The sequence below is a fragment of the Porphyromonas sp. oral taxon 279 str. F0450 genome, assembly GCF_000292995.1.
GTDB lineage: Bacteria > Bacteroidota > Bacteroidia > Bacteroidales > Porphyromonadaceae > Porphyromonas > Porphyromonas pasteri.
In genome coordinates this window covers 1-15,342 of sequence record NZ_ALKJ01000008.1, presented here as the reverse complement: position 1 = coordinate 15,342, position 15,342 = coordinate 1, and the positions used below count along the sequence as shown (strand labels likewise).

Sequence of the window (15,342 nt, the reverse complement as noted above, 5' to 3'; positions counted from 1 at the left end):
GTGCTATTCGTGGTGTGGGGTGACGGGCTCCACCATGAGGACGAGGCGCCCCTCGAGGCGACGGCGCTGGGTGTAGAGCACGAGGTAGTAGAGGCTGAGTAGGCCGATAGCGACAAGCACAGCCGTAGCCTCGCTAAGGGCGAGGAGCGTCTGTGCGATACTCAGTGTAAGGACGATGAGGAGGAGGGGCAGGACGAAGGCCAGGAGGACTGCCAGGCGTCCTACGCTCCGGCGAGCCACGACGATGACCTGCTCTCCGATAGAGAAGTGCTGTCCGTAGGTCTTCAGCTGGAGCAGATGCTCACGGCACTCCGAGCTCACGCACAGGTCGCGTGCGTGGCAGCCGCTGCAGGCACTCTGCTGCTGGATCTGGACGGTTACGATGTCGGGGGATATAGCTGTGACGATCCCCGGGCGCTGCTCCGTCCCGTTAATAGTTCCGTTCATGTGGTGAAGTCTTGATGGGTGAGGGGTCGTAGTTATCGGCCCAAATTCCTCGGTGGCTTCCCCCTGTCGCGTGCATCTGCATAAGGCGCAGGGAGTGTGGCTTCCGAGCCATTCCTATTCACTGAAACAAATGTATGTAATCACGGACAAAAGTGCAAACGAGACTACACCCGTGCGCGCGTATGCTGTATGCTTAATATGCACGCTGTGAGTGGGGTAGGGGGTGCATGCTCTCCAGGGTAAAGGTAAAAAGCCTCGCTCCACGGCAGGGGATCCTACCGTGGAGCGAGGCTTAAATATTTTAGGAAGGTCGGAGCTCTGCGCTACGACTATTCTTCGATGAGGGCTACATCCGAGGCGACGAGCTGATTCTTCTCGCTACGGCTGAGGCGTGCCTCTACGATATCCCCGACGAGGAGGTCGTTGAAGTTGATGCCGTTCAGGCTCTTGTAGTGGAAGAAGGCGTTTTCCTTCACACCGACATCGATGAAGCCAAAGCCTGCCTTGAGGGCGTTGATCTGCCCGCGGACGAGGCCATCATGAAGCTCTTCGCCGAGGACGAGGGCGGGCTTGTGCTCGGGCAGATCGATATGACCGATGACCTTCACCTCGGGCGTCTCGAGCGAGTCGCTTACGCTCAGCGTGATCTCGGGCTCGGGGCCTGTGGCGAGCTGTACGGTCTCGGTGGCCTCGGCTGTAGGGGTATCAGCCTCTGCCTTCGCGAGGGCTGTGGGCTCCTCGGCGCTCTTCACCGTAGCAGGATCAATGGGGCGCGTGCGAGCCTGTGGGGCTTGGTAGGGGCGACCCTTGACCTCACGATTGCGCTCCTCGCTTTGGCCCTTGTTGACAAAGAGACCATTGACGATGGGGTCGCTACGGAAGGCACGGCTATCGATCAGCTCATTCATCATCACGGGGTAGGTGGCTTCCTCGAGGAGTTCGTATGACGTGTAGGTCGTCGTGTTGTCTCGGCGGCTGTCGCCTTCGTGCTCAAGATCCCAGCCGAGGACCATCACACGGGTACCGAGGGCATGGAGCTTGCGTACCAAGGGGATATAGTCTCCATCGGCGGCGATGAGTACGACGACGTCAAACTGATTCTGCAATGCACGTTCGTAAGCCTCCAGAGCAAAGAGCACATCGACGCCCTTCTCCTTCTTCTTATTGCCCTTGCCCGTGCGCGAGAGGGGCAGGTGGTGCATCATCACACCCTCCGAATTCAGCACATCATCAAAGAGGCGCTCATAGAAGAGTACATCGCCCGAAGCCTTCGCGGCCTCGGCTGCTGACAGGCGTCCACGGAAGTAATGCGCGTCTACGATCTTGCACAGCTCGGGAGAAGTCCCCTCGAGTTGGGCGATCTGATACTTCAGGAAGCGGTGTAGGCCCCCGACGCTCAGACGGCTTTTTCGTTCGTGGAACTGATAATAGAAGGTACTGACGTGCCAAAAATAGTTGCCGTCATAGAATATCCCGATGCGGGTGAGATGTGGATTTTTTTCTTTTGGTGCCATGATAATTTATATAATTTAAAAAATGAAGCGAATTAATGTGCGAAGTTACCATTTTCCTCTGGAATAATAACATAGCTCTCGGCAATATGTTCGCTTTTTTAGTGACTTTATTCCGCTGATTTTGCGAATGTACTTCCTGTGATTATCATTGCGATCCTCCCGTCGATCCAAAGAGTGGGGATTTTTACCTCAGGAGGAGGGGGGGGGATAGCGCTGTAAACTATTGAATGATCGCTCTAAATGGGTTAGAGCGTTTTGTTTGAATAAGGTTTAATCCTATGGCTCTCTCAGGTGTCATTCTACAGGGGAAGCATTTTTGCCACGTGCGAGAAAACTTGCGTTTATCTAAGGAAATGACTGGTGAAGGAGTATGGGTTTTAATAAGTCTACGTGCGTGGCTCTAAAATCCACGTACGAGGATTCTAAAATCTACGTGCCTGGATCTAAAGACTACGTGCGCGGACGAAGGTTTTGCTCTACGGGGGCGGGATTTTTCTCAGTGCTGCTCTGGAGTTATTCTTGTATTGCTTTCGTGGATAAGCAGTGGTGGAGTGGGGTTCTCCCCGTAATGCATGGAGTCATATAGCTCGGGGAGGGAGTAGTACCTTATTATAGTGTGTATATCGGTGCTTCGTGGGGAATATAGTTTCTCCGGTGGGTACGAAGCTGGGGGAGTGGTGCGCTTTAGTGGAGCTTGTGGCGCGCGATTTTTGGAGAAAGTACTGCCGATATGACGAAGGTATACGCTTGTTTGTGAAATAATCTTACCTTTGCTTGGACGCTGTGTTCATATTTGTTCACAATTCGGACTTGCTATGATGGTCGATTTAAGCACTTCGTTTGCTGGGCTCACACTGCAGAGCCCCCTTATCCTTGGGAGCTCTGGGCTTACCCGCAACGTAGATCGTACATGCGCCTTGGTAGAGGCTGGCGTGGGTGCTGTCATCCTCAAGTCGCTCTTCGAAGAGCAGATCTTGATGCAGACAGGGCACCTCGTCGCTAAGAACGACTACCCCGAGGCTAACGACTATATCTCCTCCTATGTGCGGAGCGAAGCTATCGAGGACTATATAAGTATCGTGCGCGAGGCGAAGGCTAAGCTCACTGTGCCGGTCATCGCCAGTATCAACTGCACCGAGGCGGGTAGCTGGGTCGAATTTGCAGAGCGTCTGCGTGATGCAGGGGCAGATGCCCTGGAGGTCAATGTGATGCGCCTCGAGACGGAGCTCTTCGCAGATCCAGCTGAGATCGAGGCTTACTACGTCTCCATCGTCACGGCCCTGGCTGGCAAGGGGCTTCCAATCATCGTGAAGCTCTCGCGCTACCACACGAACCTGCCGATGCTTGTCGATAAGCTCCGTGCTGCAGGTGCTGCCGCTGTGACGCTCTTCAATCGCTCCTACCAGGTCGATATCGATCTGAATCGCGAACAGCTCATCGGTGGTGAGGTCTTCTCTCACGAGGGCGACTTCACCGAGACGCTCCGCTTCGCGGGCGTGATCCGAGGCTGCATCCCTAATGTAGGTATCTCTGCTTCGACGGGGATCTACACTTGGGCGGAGCTGACGAAGGTGCTCTTGGCGGGTGCCGATACCGCGCAGATGTGTACGGCGGTCTATAAGCAGGGTGCCACTGCTATCGCAGAGGCACTGAAGGGTCTTCGCCACTGGATGATCGAGCACGGCTATCAGAGCCTCTCGGAGCTGCGTGGTCGTCTGAGCTACGGAGCCGTAGCTGACCCAAGTCTTTTTGAGCGAATTCAGTTTATGAAGTATTTCAATGCCCGCGCCGCTCAGGACTAAGCGTAAAGGTGTCGGTCAGCGAAACAGAATTTAAATTATAAGTAGTATATAAATTATGAAGAAGCAATCTCTCGCGGCAGCCTTCCTGGCTGGCGCACTCGTCCTCTCAAGCTGTGGTGCAAGCAACGCTGTCAAGGGTGCTGGTATCGGTGCCGCTGGTGGTGCTGCTATCGGTGCTGGTATCGGTCGCGTACTTGGTAATACTGCTGTCGGTGCTGTCATCGGCGGTGTCGTAGGTGGTACGGCTGGTACGCTCATCGGTAAGAAGATGGACAAGCAGAAGAAGGAACTGGAGCGCGACGTCAAGGACGCTAAGATTGAGTCCGTCAACGATGGTCAGGCTATCCGCGTCACCTTCGATAGCGGTATCCTCTTCGCTACGGGTTCGGCTTCGCTGAGCTCTACGTCACAGGCTACCCTGCGTAAGTTCGCTGCCAACCTCTCTGAGCACAGCGATACGGATCTGATGATCATCGGTCACACCGACAACACGGGTACGGATCGCGTGAACAACCCCCTCTCTTACAACCGCGCTGCAAGCGTCCGCTCTTTCCTCGCTGGTCAGGGTGTCTCTTCTTCGCGCATGAAGGTCGAGGGTAAGGGTAGCTACGAGCCTGTCGCTGACAACTCTACCGTCGCTGGCCGTCGCGAAAACCGCCGTGTCGAAGTCTACATCCTCCCCAGCAAGGAGATGGTGAAGGCTGCTCAGGACGGTACGCTCCGCTAAGCACAAGCTTAATCATAGCTGAAGACCTCCACTGGTCTTCGCTTTCCCTACCGAGGGACTTTAGGTGAATTTGCCTGAAGTCCCTCGGCCTTTTCTGCTCAAGGTATAGCTGCATGTGTCTGCGGGCTTCCTCCACAAAATCAATTGTATAGTATTGTATATTCGCAGATTATGTGTACCTTTGTGCACCCGTGGTATATGCCTGTGGTGTGTACTGCGACTACTAAAGAGTAGATAAGTTATTCAAACATAAGTAGAAACGAAATGCCAACTATTCAACAATTGGTTAGAAAGGGACGTGAGTCACTCGTCGAGAAGGGTAAGAGCCCTGCTCTGGACTCCTGCCCCCAACGCCGAGGCGTCTGTGTGCGTGTGTACACGACGACCCCTAAGAAGCCAAACTCTGCGATGCGTAAGGTCGCTCGTGTCCGCCTGACGAATGGTAAGGAAGTCAATGCCTACATCCCAGGTGAAGGTCACAACCTGCAGGAGCACAGCATCGTGCTGGTACGTGGTGGTCGTGTAAAGGACCTCCCAGGGGTACGTTATCACATCGTACGTGGTTCGCTCGATACAGCTGGTGTCAATGGCCGTCTGCAGCGTCGCTCCAAGTATGGTGCTAAGCGTCCTAAGCCCGGTCAGGCAGCTGCTCCAGCAAAGGGTAAGAAGTAATCCTCCCTCCGGCGAAAAATCCTAACCCCCGAGAGCTCGTGCAGCTCTCACCTGGCGAGCCCGCCACATATATATAATGTATAGGGCCGCCAAGCTAAGAGTCAATAGAACCAAGTTTCTTGAGTTCGTTGGATAGGCTATCAAGGTTGAGTAAATGCTCCAGCGGGAGCGTTGAAGTAAGATCACAGCACAACCAATCGACAGAAACGCAATTTACATTAAGCAATGAGAAAAGCTAAACCCAAAAAGAGACAGGTACTCCCTGATCCCGTATTTGGTGACGTTAAGGTGACGAAGTTCGTTAATCACCTGATGTACGACGGTAAGAAGAGCATCGCCTTCGATATCTTCTACACCGCGCTCGAGATTGTAGGCAAGAAGATCCAGCAGGAAGACAAGTCTGCCCTAGAGATCTGGAAGGCTGCCCTCGACAACATCACTCCTCAGGTAGAAGTCAAGAGCCGCCGTATCGGTGGTGCTACCTTCCAGGTGCCTACCGAAATCCGCGCCGAGCGTAAGGAATCTATCTCCATGAAGAACCTCATCCTCTTTGCTCGCAAGCGTGGTGGTAAGACCATGGCAGATAAGCTTGCTGCAGAGATCGTGGATGCATTCAATAGCCAAGGTGCCGCCTTCAAGCGCAAGGAAGATATGCACCGTATGGCAGAAGCCAACCGCGCATTTGCTCACTTCCGATTCTAAGAATAGCAAAAGACAATGGCTGACAACAAACACTTAGAGCTCACGAGAAATATCGGCATCATGGCCCACATCGATGCCGGTAAGACGACTACGTCTGAGCGTATCCTCTTTTATACGGGTCTGACCCACAAGATCGGTGAAGTGCACGATGGTGGTGCTACGATGGACTGGATGGAGCAGGAGCAGGAGCGTGGTATCACGATTACCTCCGCTGCTACGACTACCTTCTGGAACTACGACAACACCAAGTACAAGATCAACCTCATCGACACCCCAGGGCACGTTGACTTCACTGTCGAAGTAGAGCGCTCGCTCCGTATCCTTGATGGTGCTGTCGCTACGTTCTGTGCTGTCGGTGGTGTACAGCCCCAGAGTGAGACCGTATGGCGTCAGGCTGACAAGTACCGCGTACCTCGCGTGTGCTACGTCAACAAGATGGACCGCTCCGGTGCTAACTTCTTCGAAGTAGTACGCCAGGTCAAGGCTGTCCTCGGTGCTACCCCTTGCCCCATCCAGATCCCTGTAGGGCAGGAAGAAACCTTCCGCGGTGTCGTTGACCTCGTCACGATGAAGGCTCTTGTATGGGATGATGAGACGATGGGTGCTCACTACGACATCATTGACATCCCCGCCGAGCTGCAGGCTGAAGCCGAAGAATGGCGCGACAAGATGCTCGAAGTCCTCGCTGACTGCGACGACGTCCTGATGGAGAAGTACTTTGAAGATCCCTCGACGATCACCGAAGATGAGATCCGCGCTGCTATCCGTAAGGGTACGCTCGCGATGAAGATCAGCCCCATGCTCTGCGGCTCTTCATTCAAGAACAAGGGTGTCCAGACCCTCCTCGACGCTGTCGCAGCTTACCTGCCCAGCCCTATGGATACCCCCGAAGTCGTCGGTACCGACCCCGATGATCCTGAAAAGGAAATCGTCCGTAAGGTAGACCCCAGCTCGCCTCTGACGGCTCTGGCGTTCAAGATCGCTACGGACCCCTACGTAGGTCGTCTCTGCTTCTTCCGCGTATACGCTGGTGAGCTGCAGGCTGGCTCTTACGTCTACAACTCGCGCTCCGAGAAGAAGGAACGTATCTCGCGTCTCTTCCAGATGCACTCCAACAAGCAGAACCCTATGGAAGTCATCGGCTGCGGTGACATCGGTGCTGGTGTCGGCTTCAAGGATATCCGTACGGGTGACACGCTCTGCTCCGAAGATGCTCCTATCATCCTCGAGTCTATCGACTTCCCCGAACCCGTTATCGGTATCGCTGTCGAGCCTAAGACGCAGAAGGATATGGATAAGATGGGTGTCGGTCTGGCTAAGCTCGCCGAAGAAGACCCCACCTTCCGTGTGCAGACCAACGAAGAGACCGGTCAGACCGTCATCAGCGGTATGGGTGAGCTCCACCTGGAGATCATTATCGACCGTCTGAAGCGCGAATTCAAGGTCGAAGCTAACCAGGGTAAGCCCCAGGTATCTTATAAGGAAGCTATCACGAAGCCCGTTGAGCTCCGTGAAGTCTACAAGAAGCAGACGGGGGGGCGCGGTAAGTTCGCTGACATCATCGTCCGCGTAGAGCCCGCCGACGAAGGCTTCGAAGGCGACCTGCAGTTCGTAGACGAAGTCAAGGGTGGTAACGTGCCTAAGGAATTCATCCCCTCTGTACAGAAGGGCTTCCAGAAGGCTATGACCAATGGTGTCCTCGCAGGCTATGCGCTGGATAAGCTGAAGGTAACGCTCCTCGACGGTTCGTTCCACCCCGTGGACTCTGACCAGCTCTCGTTCGAGATCTGTGCTATCCAGGCATTCAAGAACGCTGCTGCTCAGGCAGGTCCCGTTCTCCTCGAGCCTATCATGAAGCTCGAAGTCGATACGCCTGAAGAAAACATGGGTGACGTGATCGGTGACCTCAACAAGCGTCGCGGTCAGGTAGAAGGTATGGACAGCACTCCTTCGGGTGCACGCCTGGTGAAGGCTAAGGTGCCTCTGGCAGAGACGTTCGGTTACGTGACGAGCCTGCGTACGATCACTTCCGGTCGTGCTACCTCGTCGCTGACCTTCTCTCACTACGAAGCAGTATCCCCTTCTATCGCTCGCCAGGTCCTCGAGGAAGTAGGCGGCCGTGTAGATCTCATCAAGTAAATAGTACTATAACAGAGATATGAGCCAAAAGATTAGAATTAAGTTGAAGTCGTACGATCACACCCTGCTCGACAAGTCGGCAGAGAAGATCGTCAAGACCGTCAAGGCCTCTGGTGCTGTAGTCAGCGGACCAATTCCCCTGCCCACGCACAAGCGTATCTTCACGGTGAACCGCTCGACCTTCGTCAACAAGAAGAGCCGCGAGCAGTTCGAGCTTAGCTCCTACAAGCGACTCATCGACATCTACAACTCCACGGCTGAGACGATCGATGCTCTCATGAAGCTCGAGCTCCCCAGCGGTGTAGAAGTAGAAATCAAGGTGTGATTATTAATACGAAACTGAAATGCCAGGTTTATTAGGAAAGAAAATCGGAATGACATCCGTGTTCAGTGCCGAGGGGAAGAACATCCCATGCACTGTTATTGAAGTAGGTCCTTGCGTGGTGACGCAGATCAAGTCTCTGGAAAAGGATGGCTATGAAGCACTTCAGCTTGGGTTCGTTGATGCTAAGGAAAAGCACACGTCCAAGCCTCTTCAGGGTCACTTCCAGAAGGCTGGCGTTGCTTCCAAGCGACACTTGGCCGAGTTCAAGGGGTTCGATTGCAGCCAGTATAATCTGGGTGATGTGATCGACGTGAATTTCTTCGAAGGGACGGTATTCGTCGACGTCGTCGGTACCTCCAAGGGTAAGGGATTCCAGGGTGTAGTCAAGCGTCACGGCTTCGGCGGTGTCGGTCAGGCTACGCACGGTCAGCACAACCGTCTTCGTGCTCCCGGGTCTGTAGGTGCGTGTTCGTATCCTGCTAAGGTCTTCAAGGGTACGCGTATGGCGGGCCAGACGGGTAATGAGCGTGTAACCGTTCAGAACCTCGAAGTGATCAAGGTAATGCCCGAGCACAACCTCCTTCTCCTCAAGGGTAGCGTGCCAGGTGCTAAAGGTTCAATCGTTGTAATCGAAAAGTAAATGGAACTGAGTGTATATAACATCAAGGGAGAAGATACCGGTCGTAAGATCACGCTCGATGATGCTATCTTCGCTATCGAGCCTAACGACCACGCCATCTACTTAGACGTAAAGCAATTTTTGGCCAACCAGCGCCAGGGTACGCACAAGTCTAAGGAGCGTAGCGAAATCTCGGGTAGTACCCGCAAGCTCATCCGCCAGAAGGGCGGTGGCGGTGCTCGCCGTGGGGATATCAACTCTCCCGTACTCGTCGGTGGTGGTCGCGTCTTCGGGCCTACCCCACGTGACTATGGCTTCAAGCTCAACAAGAAGGTAAAGGCTCTGGCTCGCCGCTCGGCTCTGACCTACAAGGCTCAGAAGCAGGAGATCGTCGTAGTCGAAAACTTCGAGCTCGCTGCCCCCAAGACTAAGGACTTCGTCGCTCTGTCGAAGGCACTTCAGGTCGCTGACAAGAAGGCCCTCTTCGTCGTCGAAGCTCTCTCGGACAACCTCGTCCTCTCTTCACGCAACCTCCGCACTGCTCGCGTGATGAACGCCTTCCAGCTGAACACCTACTCGGTGCTCGACTGCAAGAAGCTCATCCTCACCGAGGCTGCTGTTGCTGTGATCAACGAACAGTTTAAGGCATAATCAATAGGAGAAACGAATCATGGGAATTATCATCAAGCCGGTTATCACCGAGAAGACAACTGCCCTGACAGAGAAGACTGCTGAACGCTACGTCTTCCGTGTCTCTCCTGATGCCAACAAGATCGAGATCAAGAAGGCCATCGAGGCGCTGTACAATGTAAAGGTCGAGAGTGTAAACACCGTGAATTATAGCGGTAAGCGCAAGGCTCGCTATACGAAGAGTGGACTCATCCGCGGCAAGGTCGCTGCGTTTAAGAAGGCTGTCGTTACGCTCGAGAAGGGTCAGACCATCGACTTTTACGCTAACATCTAAGTTCAACAATGGCAATACGTAAACTCAAGCCCACAACGCCGGGGCAAAGACATAAGGTTATTGGTGCGTTCGATAACATCACTGCCAGCGCACCAGAGAAGTCCCTTGTCGTAGGTAAGAAGAAGTCCGGTGGTCGTAACAACACCGGTAAGATGACCATGCGCTACATCGGTGGTGGTCACAAGCAGAAGCTTCGTCTCATCGACTTCAAGAGAAATAAGGACGGTATCCCTGCTACGGTCAAGAGCATCGAGTACGACCCCAATCGTACGGCTCGCATCGCTCTGCTGTACTACGCTGATGGTGCGAAGGCTTATATCCTCGCTCCCAACGGCCTGCAGGTAGGTCAGAAAGTGATGTCAGGTGCAGAAGCTGCGCCTGAGGTAGGGAACAGCCTCCCACTGGCTAACATCCCTGTCGGTACGATCATTCACAACATCGAGCTTCGTCCAGGTCAGGGCGCTAAGATGGTCCGCTCTGCTGGCGTCTTCGCTCAGCTTACTTCTCGCGAAGGTCTCTACGCCGTCATCAAGATGCCTTCGGGCGAGACGCGCCGTATCCTCTCCGCTTGTAAGGCTACCATCGGTGCCGTAGGCAACTCCGACCACGCTCTCGAGCGCTCCGGTAAGGCCGGTCGCAGCCGCTGGCTCGGCCGTCGTCCTCACAACCGTGGTGTCGTCATGAACCCTGTCGATCACCCAATGGGTGGTGGTGAAGGCCGCGCTTCTGGTGGTCACCCACGCTCACGTACGGGTCTCTACGCTAAGGGTCTCAAGACTCGTGCTCCTAAGAAGCACTCGTCTAAGTACATCATCGAGAGACGTAAGAAGTAACTGATTAATCAAAAAGAATTATGAGTCGTTCATTAAAGAAAGGTCCATATATCAACCTGAAGCTCGAGAAGAAGGTCTTGGCGATGAATGAATCTGGCAAGAAGGTCGTCATCAAGACTTGGGCTCGCGCCTCGATGATCAGCCCTGACTTCGTCGGTCATACGATTGCCGTACACAACGGGAATAAGTTCATCCCCGTCTTCATCACCGAAAACATGGTAGGTCACAAGCTCGGGGAGTTCTCTCCCACGCGTACCTTCCGTGGTCACGGCGGTAATAAGAAGAAGTAATTCGGCTGGAAGTAATTCAGACCTTTAAGTAAGAAAAGAAACAATGGGTGCAAGAAAGAAAATATCAGCCGAAGAAAGAAAGCAAGCCCTGAAGTCTACGTACTTCGCTGCGCTCCGCAACGTCCCTACGTCGCCTCGTAAGATGCGCCTCGTAGCTGACCTCGTGCGTGGCATGGAAGTAGGTCGTGCTCTTGGGGTACTCAAGTTCTCTAACAAGGAAGCCGCTGCTCGCGTGGAGAAGCTCCTCCGCTCAGCTATCGCTAACTGGGAAGAGAAGAACGGACGCAAGGCCGAAGACGGTGAGCTCTATATCTCCCGCATCTTCGTCGATGGTGCTGCTACGCTCAAGCGTATGCGCCCCGCCCCTCAGGGTCGTGGCTACCGTATCCGTAAGCGTTCGAACCACGTCACGATCTTTGTCGATTCAATAACCAATAAAGAGAACTAAACCAGATGGGACAAAAGATTAATCCTATAAGCAATCGTTTGGGATACATCCGTGGATGGGATTCCAACTGGTATGGCGGTCGTAAGTACGGTGACAAGCTTCTTGAAGATAGCCGTCTGCGTCGCTACCTGAGCGTCCGTCTGGCTAAGGCAAGTGTCTCTCGTATCGTCATCGAGCGTGCTCTCAAGCACGTCACTATCACGATCTGCACGGCTCGCCCCGGTATCGTGATCGGTAAGGGCGGTCAGGATGTAGACACGCTCAAGGAAGAGCTCAAGAAGATCACCAACAAGGATGTTCAGATCAACATCTTTGAAGTTCGTCGTCCAGATATCGATGCTGCGATTGTCGCTGACAACATCGCTCGTCAGCTCGAAGGGAAGATCGCTTACCGTCGCGCAGTCAAGGGTGCCATTGGCGCTGCTATGCGTGGTGGGGCAGAAGGGATCAAGGTACAGATCTCTGGTCGTCTGAATGGTGCAGAAATCGCTCGCTCCGAGATGTACAAGGAAGGCCGTACGCCTCTGCACACGCTTCGTGCAGACATCGACTACGCTCAGGCTGAAGCTCTGACGAAGGTCGGTATCCTTGGTATCAAGGTGTGGATCTGCAAGGGTGAAGTCTACGGCAAGCGTGACCTCGCTCCTTCGTTCACCAACCCTCAGCCAGGACATGGTGGTCGCCGTGAAGGCGGTCGCGAACGTCGTGATGGCCGTCGTGATGCTCGTGGTGGCAGACGTGGGGGTAATCGCTAACGTATAAGAACAGAAGACAGCAATGTTACAACCTAAGAAAACTAAGTTTAGAAGAGTCCAGAAGGGTCGCGCTAAGGGTAACGCCCAGCGTGGCAACCAGCTCGCCTTCGGTTCTTTCGGGATCAAGTCTCTGGGTACGCGCTGGATCACCGGTCGTCAGATCGAGGCCGCTCGTATCGCTGTGACTCGCTATATGCAGCGTCAGGGTCAGGTATGGGTACGTATCTTCCCCGATAAGCCTATCACCAAGAAGCCTGCCGACGTCCGAATGGGTAAGGGTAAGGGTTCGCCCGAAGGCTTCGTGGCTAACGTAACTCCAGGCCGTATGCTTTTCGAAATCGAAGGGGTATCCTTCGAGATCGCTAAGGAAGCTCTCCGCCTGGCTGCACAGAAGCTCCCCGTGACGACGAAGTTCGTCGTCCGCCGCGACTACGATATGTCTAACACTAACCTGTAATAGAAGAGATGAAATTAGCAGAGATCAAGGCGCTCACTACGCCTGAGCTACAGGAGCGTGTAGTAGCCGAAGAGGCAGCTTACAACAAGAAGTGCATCGACCATGCAGTGACCCCCGCAGATAACCCTGCTGAGATCCGCCGCATGCGCCGCACGATCGCTCAGATGAAGACCATCCTTCGTGAGCGCGAACTCAACAACAATTAATGTGTCCTCCCGATGGAACAGAGAAGATTAAGAAAAGAACGTGTAGGCGTCGTTTCTTCCAATAAGATGGACAAGACCATTACGGTCGCTGTCAAGTGGAAGGAAAAGCACCCTATCTATGGTAAGTTCGTCAACAAGACGAAGAAGTACCATGCTCACGACGAGAAGAACGAGTGCAACATCGGTGATACGGTCCGTATCATGGAGACTCGCCCTTTGAGCCGTACCAAGAGATGGAGATTAGTCAATATTATCGAAAGAGCTAAGTAGTATATGATCCAGCAAGAATCAAGACTCGTAGTAGCAGACAATAGCGGAGCAAAGGAAGCCCTCTGTATCCGCGTCCTCGGCGGTACGCGCCGTCGCTATGCCTCTGTCGGTGATATCATCGTCGTTGCTGTCAAGAGCGTCATCCCCTCTTCTGACCTGAAGAAGGGTGTCGTATCTAAGGCAATCATCGTCCGCACGAAGAAGGAAGTTCGTCGTCCCGACGGCTCCTACATCCGCTTCGATGACAACGCTTGCGTCCTGCTCAATGCTGCTGGCGATATGCGTGGTAGCCGTATCTTCGGCCCTGTAGCTCGTGAGCTGCGTGCCGTGAATATGAAGATCGTTTCTCTCGCGCCTGAAGTCCTCTAACCCTTAAAGACGAAAGAAGAAATGAGTAAGTTACATATCAAGAAGGGCGACCAGGTCGTCGTCCTCAGCGGTGTAGATAAGGGGAAGACGGGCCGTGTGCTTGAAGTCCTCGTAGACAAGCAGCGCGCTATCGTCGAAGGCGTAGCCATCGTCGCTAAGCACGCTAAGCCCAGCGCAAAGAACCCTCAGGGAGGGATCGAGAAGAAGGAAGCTCCTATCCATATCGCTAAGCTCAACCTCGTCGATCCTAAGACGGGTAAGGCTACGCGTATCGGTCGTCGTCTCAACGACGAAGGGAAGCTCGTACGTTATTCCAAAAAGTCAGGAGAGGAGATTAAGTAATGAGCAATACTGCAAGTCTTAAGAACGAATATAAGGAACGCATCGTTCCCGCCCTCATCGAGCAGTTCGGTTATCAGTCTCGCATGCAGGTGCCCGTCCTGAAGAAGATCGTCATCAACCAGGGCCTCGGTATGGCTACGGCTGATAAGAAGATCATCGACGTAGCTATCGCAGAGCTCTCTGCCATCACGGGTCAGAAGGCTGTCGCTACGCTCTCGAAGAAGGACATCTCTAACTTCAAGCTTCGTAAGAAGATGCCTATCGGTGTTATGGTTACCCTGCGCCGCGAGCAGATGTACGAGTTCCTCGAGCGTCTGATCCGTATCGCGCTGCCCCGTATCCGTGACTTCAAGGGGATCGAAAGCAAGTTCGATGGCCGTGGTAACTATACCCTCGGTATCAGCGAGCAGATCATCTTCCCTGAGATCAACCTCGACGGCATCACCAAGATCCTCGGTATGAACATCACGTTCGTTACCTCGGCTCAGACTGACGAAGAAGGTTACGCACTCCTCAAGGAGTTCGGCCTCCCATTCAAGAACGCTAAGAAAGGCAACTAAATACTATGGCAAAGGAATCAATGAAGGCACGCGAAGTAAAGCGTGCAAAGCTCGTCGCTAAGTATGCTGCCAAGCGTGCTCAGCTCAAGGCCGAAGGGAACTACGAAGCACTTCAGGCTCTGCCTAAGAACGCTTCTCCCGTACGTCTGCACAACCGCTGCAGCATGACGGGTCGTCCCAAGGGCTATATGCGCCAGTTCGGCATCTCTCGTATCCAGTTCCGTGAGATGGCTTCTGCCGGTCTCATCCCTGGGGTGAAGAAGGCCAGCTGGTAAGCACTTAGCTATCCAACCCTAAGGAAGGAGACTGTACCACCATCCCGTGGTATAGTCTCCTTCTTCACTTTTCCTCCAAGCCCTTTCTTTACTTCTCTGTGATATCACTACGTGTGTGGTGCCTCGGAAGCACTACTGCATAGCGGTATGAAGCTATATAGCTTCGTCGTCGGACCAATACTGGTTCGTCATTGGAGCAGTATTGGTTCGTGCTCGTTCCTATATAGGAATGCTCAGCGACCAGTATAGCTTGCTTCTCCCTCTTACTATAGCTCCGCCTCTTGGGGCTATATTGCTTAGCCCTATTCCACTTTATGAAGCGTCGATTACTCCTCTCTCTATTCACCTTCTCTCTCCTTGCAGCTTCGTCTCTCTCCTGTACCTCTTCGCATGCTACCGAAGGCGGTCGCTGCACGGGTAAGAAGTACTGTACCGCTTGTAAGAATTGCCGTTACTGCCAGCATTGTGCCAAGGGCGGCGGTCGCTGTGGTGTCTGCACCCCCTCCCGGCGCTAAACCTTCCGCCTTCATTAGCCTTGGGATCGCTTGGCTTGTCGTCAAGCTACAGGATCTCATCGGCTACCACGTGCTGAAGTAAGCCGGACGCCTGTCGTTGAAGGCAAAAAA

The 15,342-nt window shown here is 53.7% G+C and carries 22 protein-coding genes; 20 read left to right on the top strand and 2 right to left on the bottom strand.

All coding sequences use genetic code 11. The features are described 5' to 3' along the window. Window positions 1–3: 3 nt before the first annotated feature. Together HMPREF1323_RS00725 and HMPREF1323_RS00720 are read right to left on the bottom strand one after the other, a co-directional pair. Complete coding sequence (locus HMPREF1323_RS00725; RefSeq protein ID WP_009432232.1) at window positions 4–447, bottom strand: SoxR reducing system RseC family protein; 444 nt, start codon at window positions 445–447, stop codon at window positions 4–6. Window positions 448–776: 329 nt separating this feature from the next. Beyond that, window positions 777–1,961, bottom strand: coding sequence for an NYN domain-containing protein (locus HMPREF1323_RS00720; RefSeq protein WP_009432250.1), 1,185 nt, complete (start codon window positions 1,959–1,961; stop codon window positions 777–779). 815 nt (window positions 1,962–2,776) lie between these two features. Between HMPREF1323_RS00720 and HMPREF1323_RS00715 the strand changes: the two genes are divergently transcribed. The 20 genes from HMPREF1323_RS00715 to rpsN all read left to right on the top strand — a co-directional run bounded on the left by HMPREF1323_RS00715 (window position 2,777) and on the right by rpsN (window position 14,716). Further along, window positions 2,777–3,763, top strand: coding sequence for a dihydroorotate dehydrogenase-like protein (locus HMPREF1323_RS00715; RefSeq protein WP_232203971.1), 987 nt, complete (start codon window positions 2,777–2,779; stop codon window positions 3,761–3,763). Window positions 3,764–3,818: 55 nt separating this feature from the next. Further along, on the top strand, window positions 3,819–4,490 hold the full coding sequence (locus tag HMPREF1323_RS00710) for an OmpA family protein (protein ID WP_009432245.1): 672 nt from the start codon (window positions 3,819–3,821) through the stop codon (window positions 4,488–4,490). 264 nt (window positions 4,491–4,754) lie between these two features. Further along, a complete protein-coding gene (rpsL, locus tag HMPREF1323_RS00705; RefSeq protein ID WP_044114917.1) occupies window positions 4,755–5,162 on the top strand; it encodes a 30S ribosomal protein S12 in 408 nt (135 codons plus the stop codon). 225 nt (window positions 5,163–5,387) lie between these two features. Then, window positions 5,388–5,864, top strand: a complete 477-nt coding sequence (rpsG, locus tag HMPREF1323_RS00700; RefSeq protein WP_044114916.1) for a 30S ribosomal protein S7 — start codon at window positions 5,388–5,390, stop codon at window positions 5,862–5,864. Between the two features lie 15 nt (window positions 5,865–5,879). Next, window positions 5,880–8,003, top strand: a complete 2,124-nt coding sequence (fusA, locus tag HMPREF1323_RS00695) for an elongation factor G (protein ID WP_009432234.1) — start codon at window positions 5,880–5,882, stop codon at window positions 8,001–8,003. 19 nt (window positions 8,004–8,022) lie between these two features. Next, window positions 8,023–8,328, top strand: a complete 306-nt coding sequence (rpsJ, locus tag HMPREF1323_RS00690) for a 30S ribosomal protein S10 (RefSeq protein WP_005468099.1) — start codon at window positions 8,023–8,025, stop codon at window positions 8,326–8,328. A 19-nt stretch (window positions 8,329–8,347) separates the two neighbouring features. Then, entirely contained in the window at window positions 8,348–8,968 is a 621-nt protein-coding gene (gene rplC / locus HMPREF1323_RS00685; protein ID WP_044123831.1) for a 50S ribosomal protein L3, read from the top strand. Further along, window positions 8,969–9,598 carry a 50S ribosomal protein L4 gene (rplD, locus tag HMPREF1323_RS00680; RefSeq protein ID WP_009432235.1) on the top strand — a complete coding sequence of 210 codons (630 nt, stop codon included), beginning with the start codon at window positions 8,969–8,971 and terminating at the stop codon, window positions 9,596–9,598. Window positions 9,599–9,617: 19 nt separating this feature from the next. Beyond that, complete coding sequence (gene rplW, locus HMPREF1323_RS00675; RefSeq protein ID WP_009432241.1) at window positions 9,618–9,911, top strand: 50S ribosomal protein L23; 294 nt, start codon at window positions 9,618–9,620, stop codon at window positions 9,909–9,911. 8 nt (window positions 9,912–9,919) lie between these two features. After that, on the top strand, window positions 9,920–10,744 hold the full coding sequence (rplB, locus tag HMPREF1323_RS00670) for a 50S ribosomal protein L2 (protein ID WP_044114911.1): 825 nt from the start codon (window positions 9,920–9,922) through the stop codon (window positions 10,742–10,744). Between the two features lie 20 nt (window positions 10,745–10,764). Further along, window positions 10,765–11,034, top strand: a complete 270-nt coding sequence (gene rpsS / locus HMPREF1323_RS00665; RefSeq protein WP_009432244.1) for a 30S ribosomal protein S19 — start codon at window positions 10,765–10,767, stop codon at window positions 11,032–11,034. Between the two features lie 43 nt (window positions 11,035–11,077). Further along, complete coding sequence (rplV, locus tag HMPREF1323_RS00660) at window positions 11,078–11,482, top strand: 50S ribosomal protein L22 (RefSeq protein ID WP_009432229.1); 405 nt, start codon at window positions 11,078–11,080, stop codon at window positions 11,480–11,482. 5 nt (window positions 11,483–11,487) lie between these two features. After that, window positions 11,488–12,237: a 30S ribosomal protein S3 gene (rpsC, locus tag HMPREF1323_RS00655; RefSeq protein WP_009432220.1), complete on the top strand. Its 750-nt coding sequence runs from the start codon at window positions 11,488–11,490 to the stop codon at window positions 12,235–12,237. A 22-nt stretch (window positions 12,238–12,259) separates the two neighbouring features. Further along, the gene (gene rplP / locus HMPREF1323_RS00650; RefSeq protein ID WP_009432248.1) at window positions 12,260–12,694 is read left to right on the top strand and encodes a 50S ribosomal protein L16; all 435 of its coding nucleotides are present in this window, start codon (window positions 12,260–12,262) and stop codon (window positions 12,692–12,694) included. 8 nt (window positions 12,695–12,702) lie between these two features. Continuing rightward, window positions 12,703–12,900, top strand: a complete 198-nt coding sequence (rpmC, locus tag HMPREF1323_RS00645; protein ID WP_009432251.1) for a 50S ribosomal protein L29 — start codon at window positions 12,703–12,705, stop codon at window positions 12,898–12,900. Window positions 12,901–12,912: 12 nt separating this feature from the next. Then, window positions 12,913–13,170 carry a 30S ribosomal protein S17 gene (gene rpsQ, locus HMPREF1323_RS00640; RefSeq protein WP_044114910.1) on the top strand — a complete coding sequence of 86 codons (258 nt, stop codon included), beginning with the start codon at window positions 12,913–12,915 and terminating at the stop codon, window positions 13,168–13,170. A gap of 3 nt (window positions 13,171–13,173) precedes the next feature. Beyond that, entirely contained in the window at window positions 13,174–13,539 is a 366-nt protein-coding gene (gene rplN / locus HMPREF1323_RS00635) for a 50S ribosomal protein L14 (protein ID WP_009432249.1), read from the top strand. Between the two features lie 21 nt (window positions 13,540–13,560). Next, the gene (rplX, locus tag HMPREF1323_RS00630) at window positions 13,561–13,881 is read left to right on the top strand and encodes a 50S ribosomal protein L24 (protein WP_009432225.1); all 321 of its coding nucleotides are present in this window, start codon (window positions 13,561–13,563) and stop codon (window positions 13,879–13,881) included. Continuing rightward, entirely contained in the window at window positions 13,881–14,441 is a 561-nt protein-coding gene (gene rplE, locus HMPREF1323_RS00625; RefSeq protein WP_009432221.1) for a 50S ribosomal protein L5, read from the top strand. Before rplX ends, rplE begins: the two co-directional genes overlap by 1 nt. Window positions 14,442–14,446: 5 nt before the next feature. After that, on the top strand, window positions 14,447–14,716 hold the full coding sequence (gene rpsN, locus HMPREF1323_RS00620; protein ID WP_021667372.1) for a 30S ribosomal protein S14: 270 nt from the start codon (window positions 14,447–14,449) through the stop codon (window positions 14,714–14,716). Window positions 14,717–15,342 lie beyond the last annotated feature (626 nt).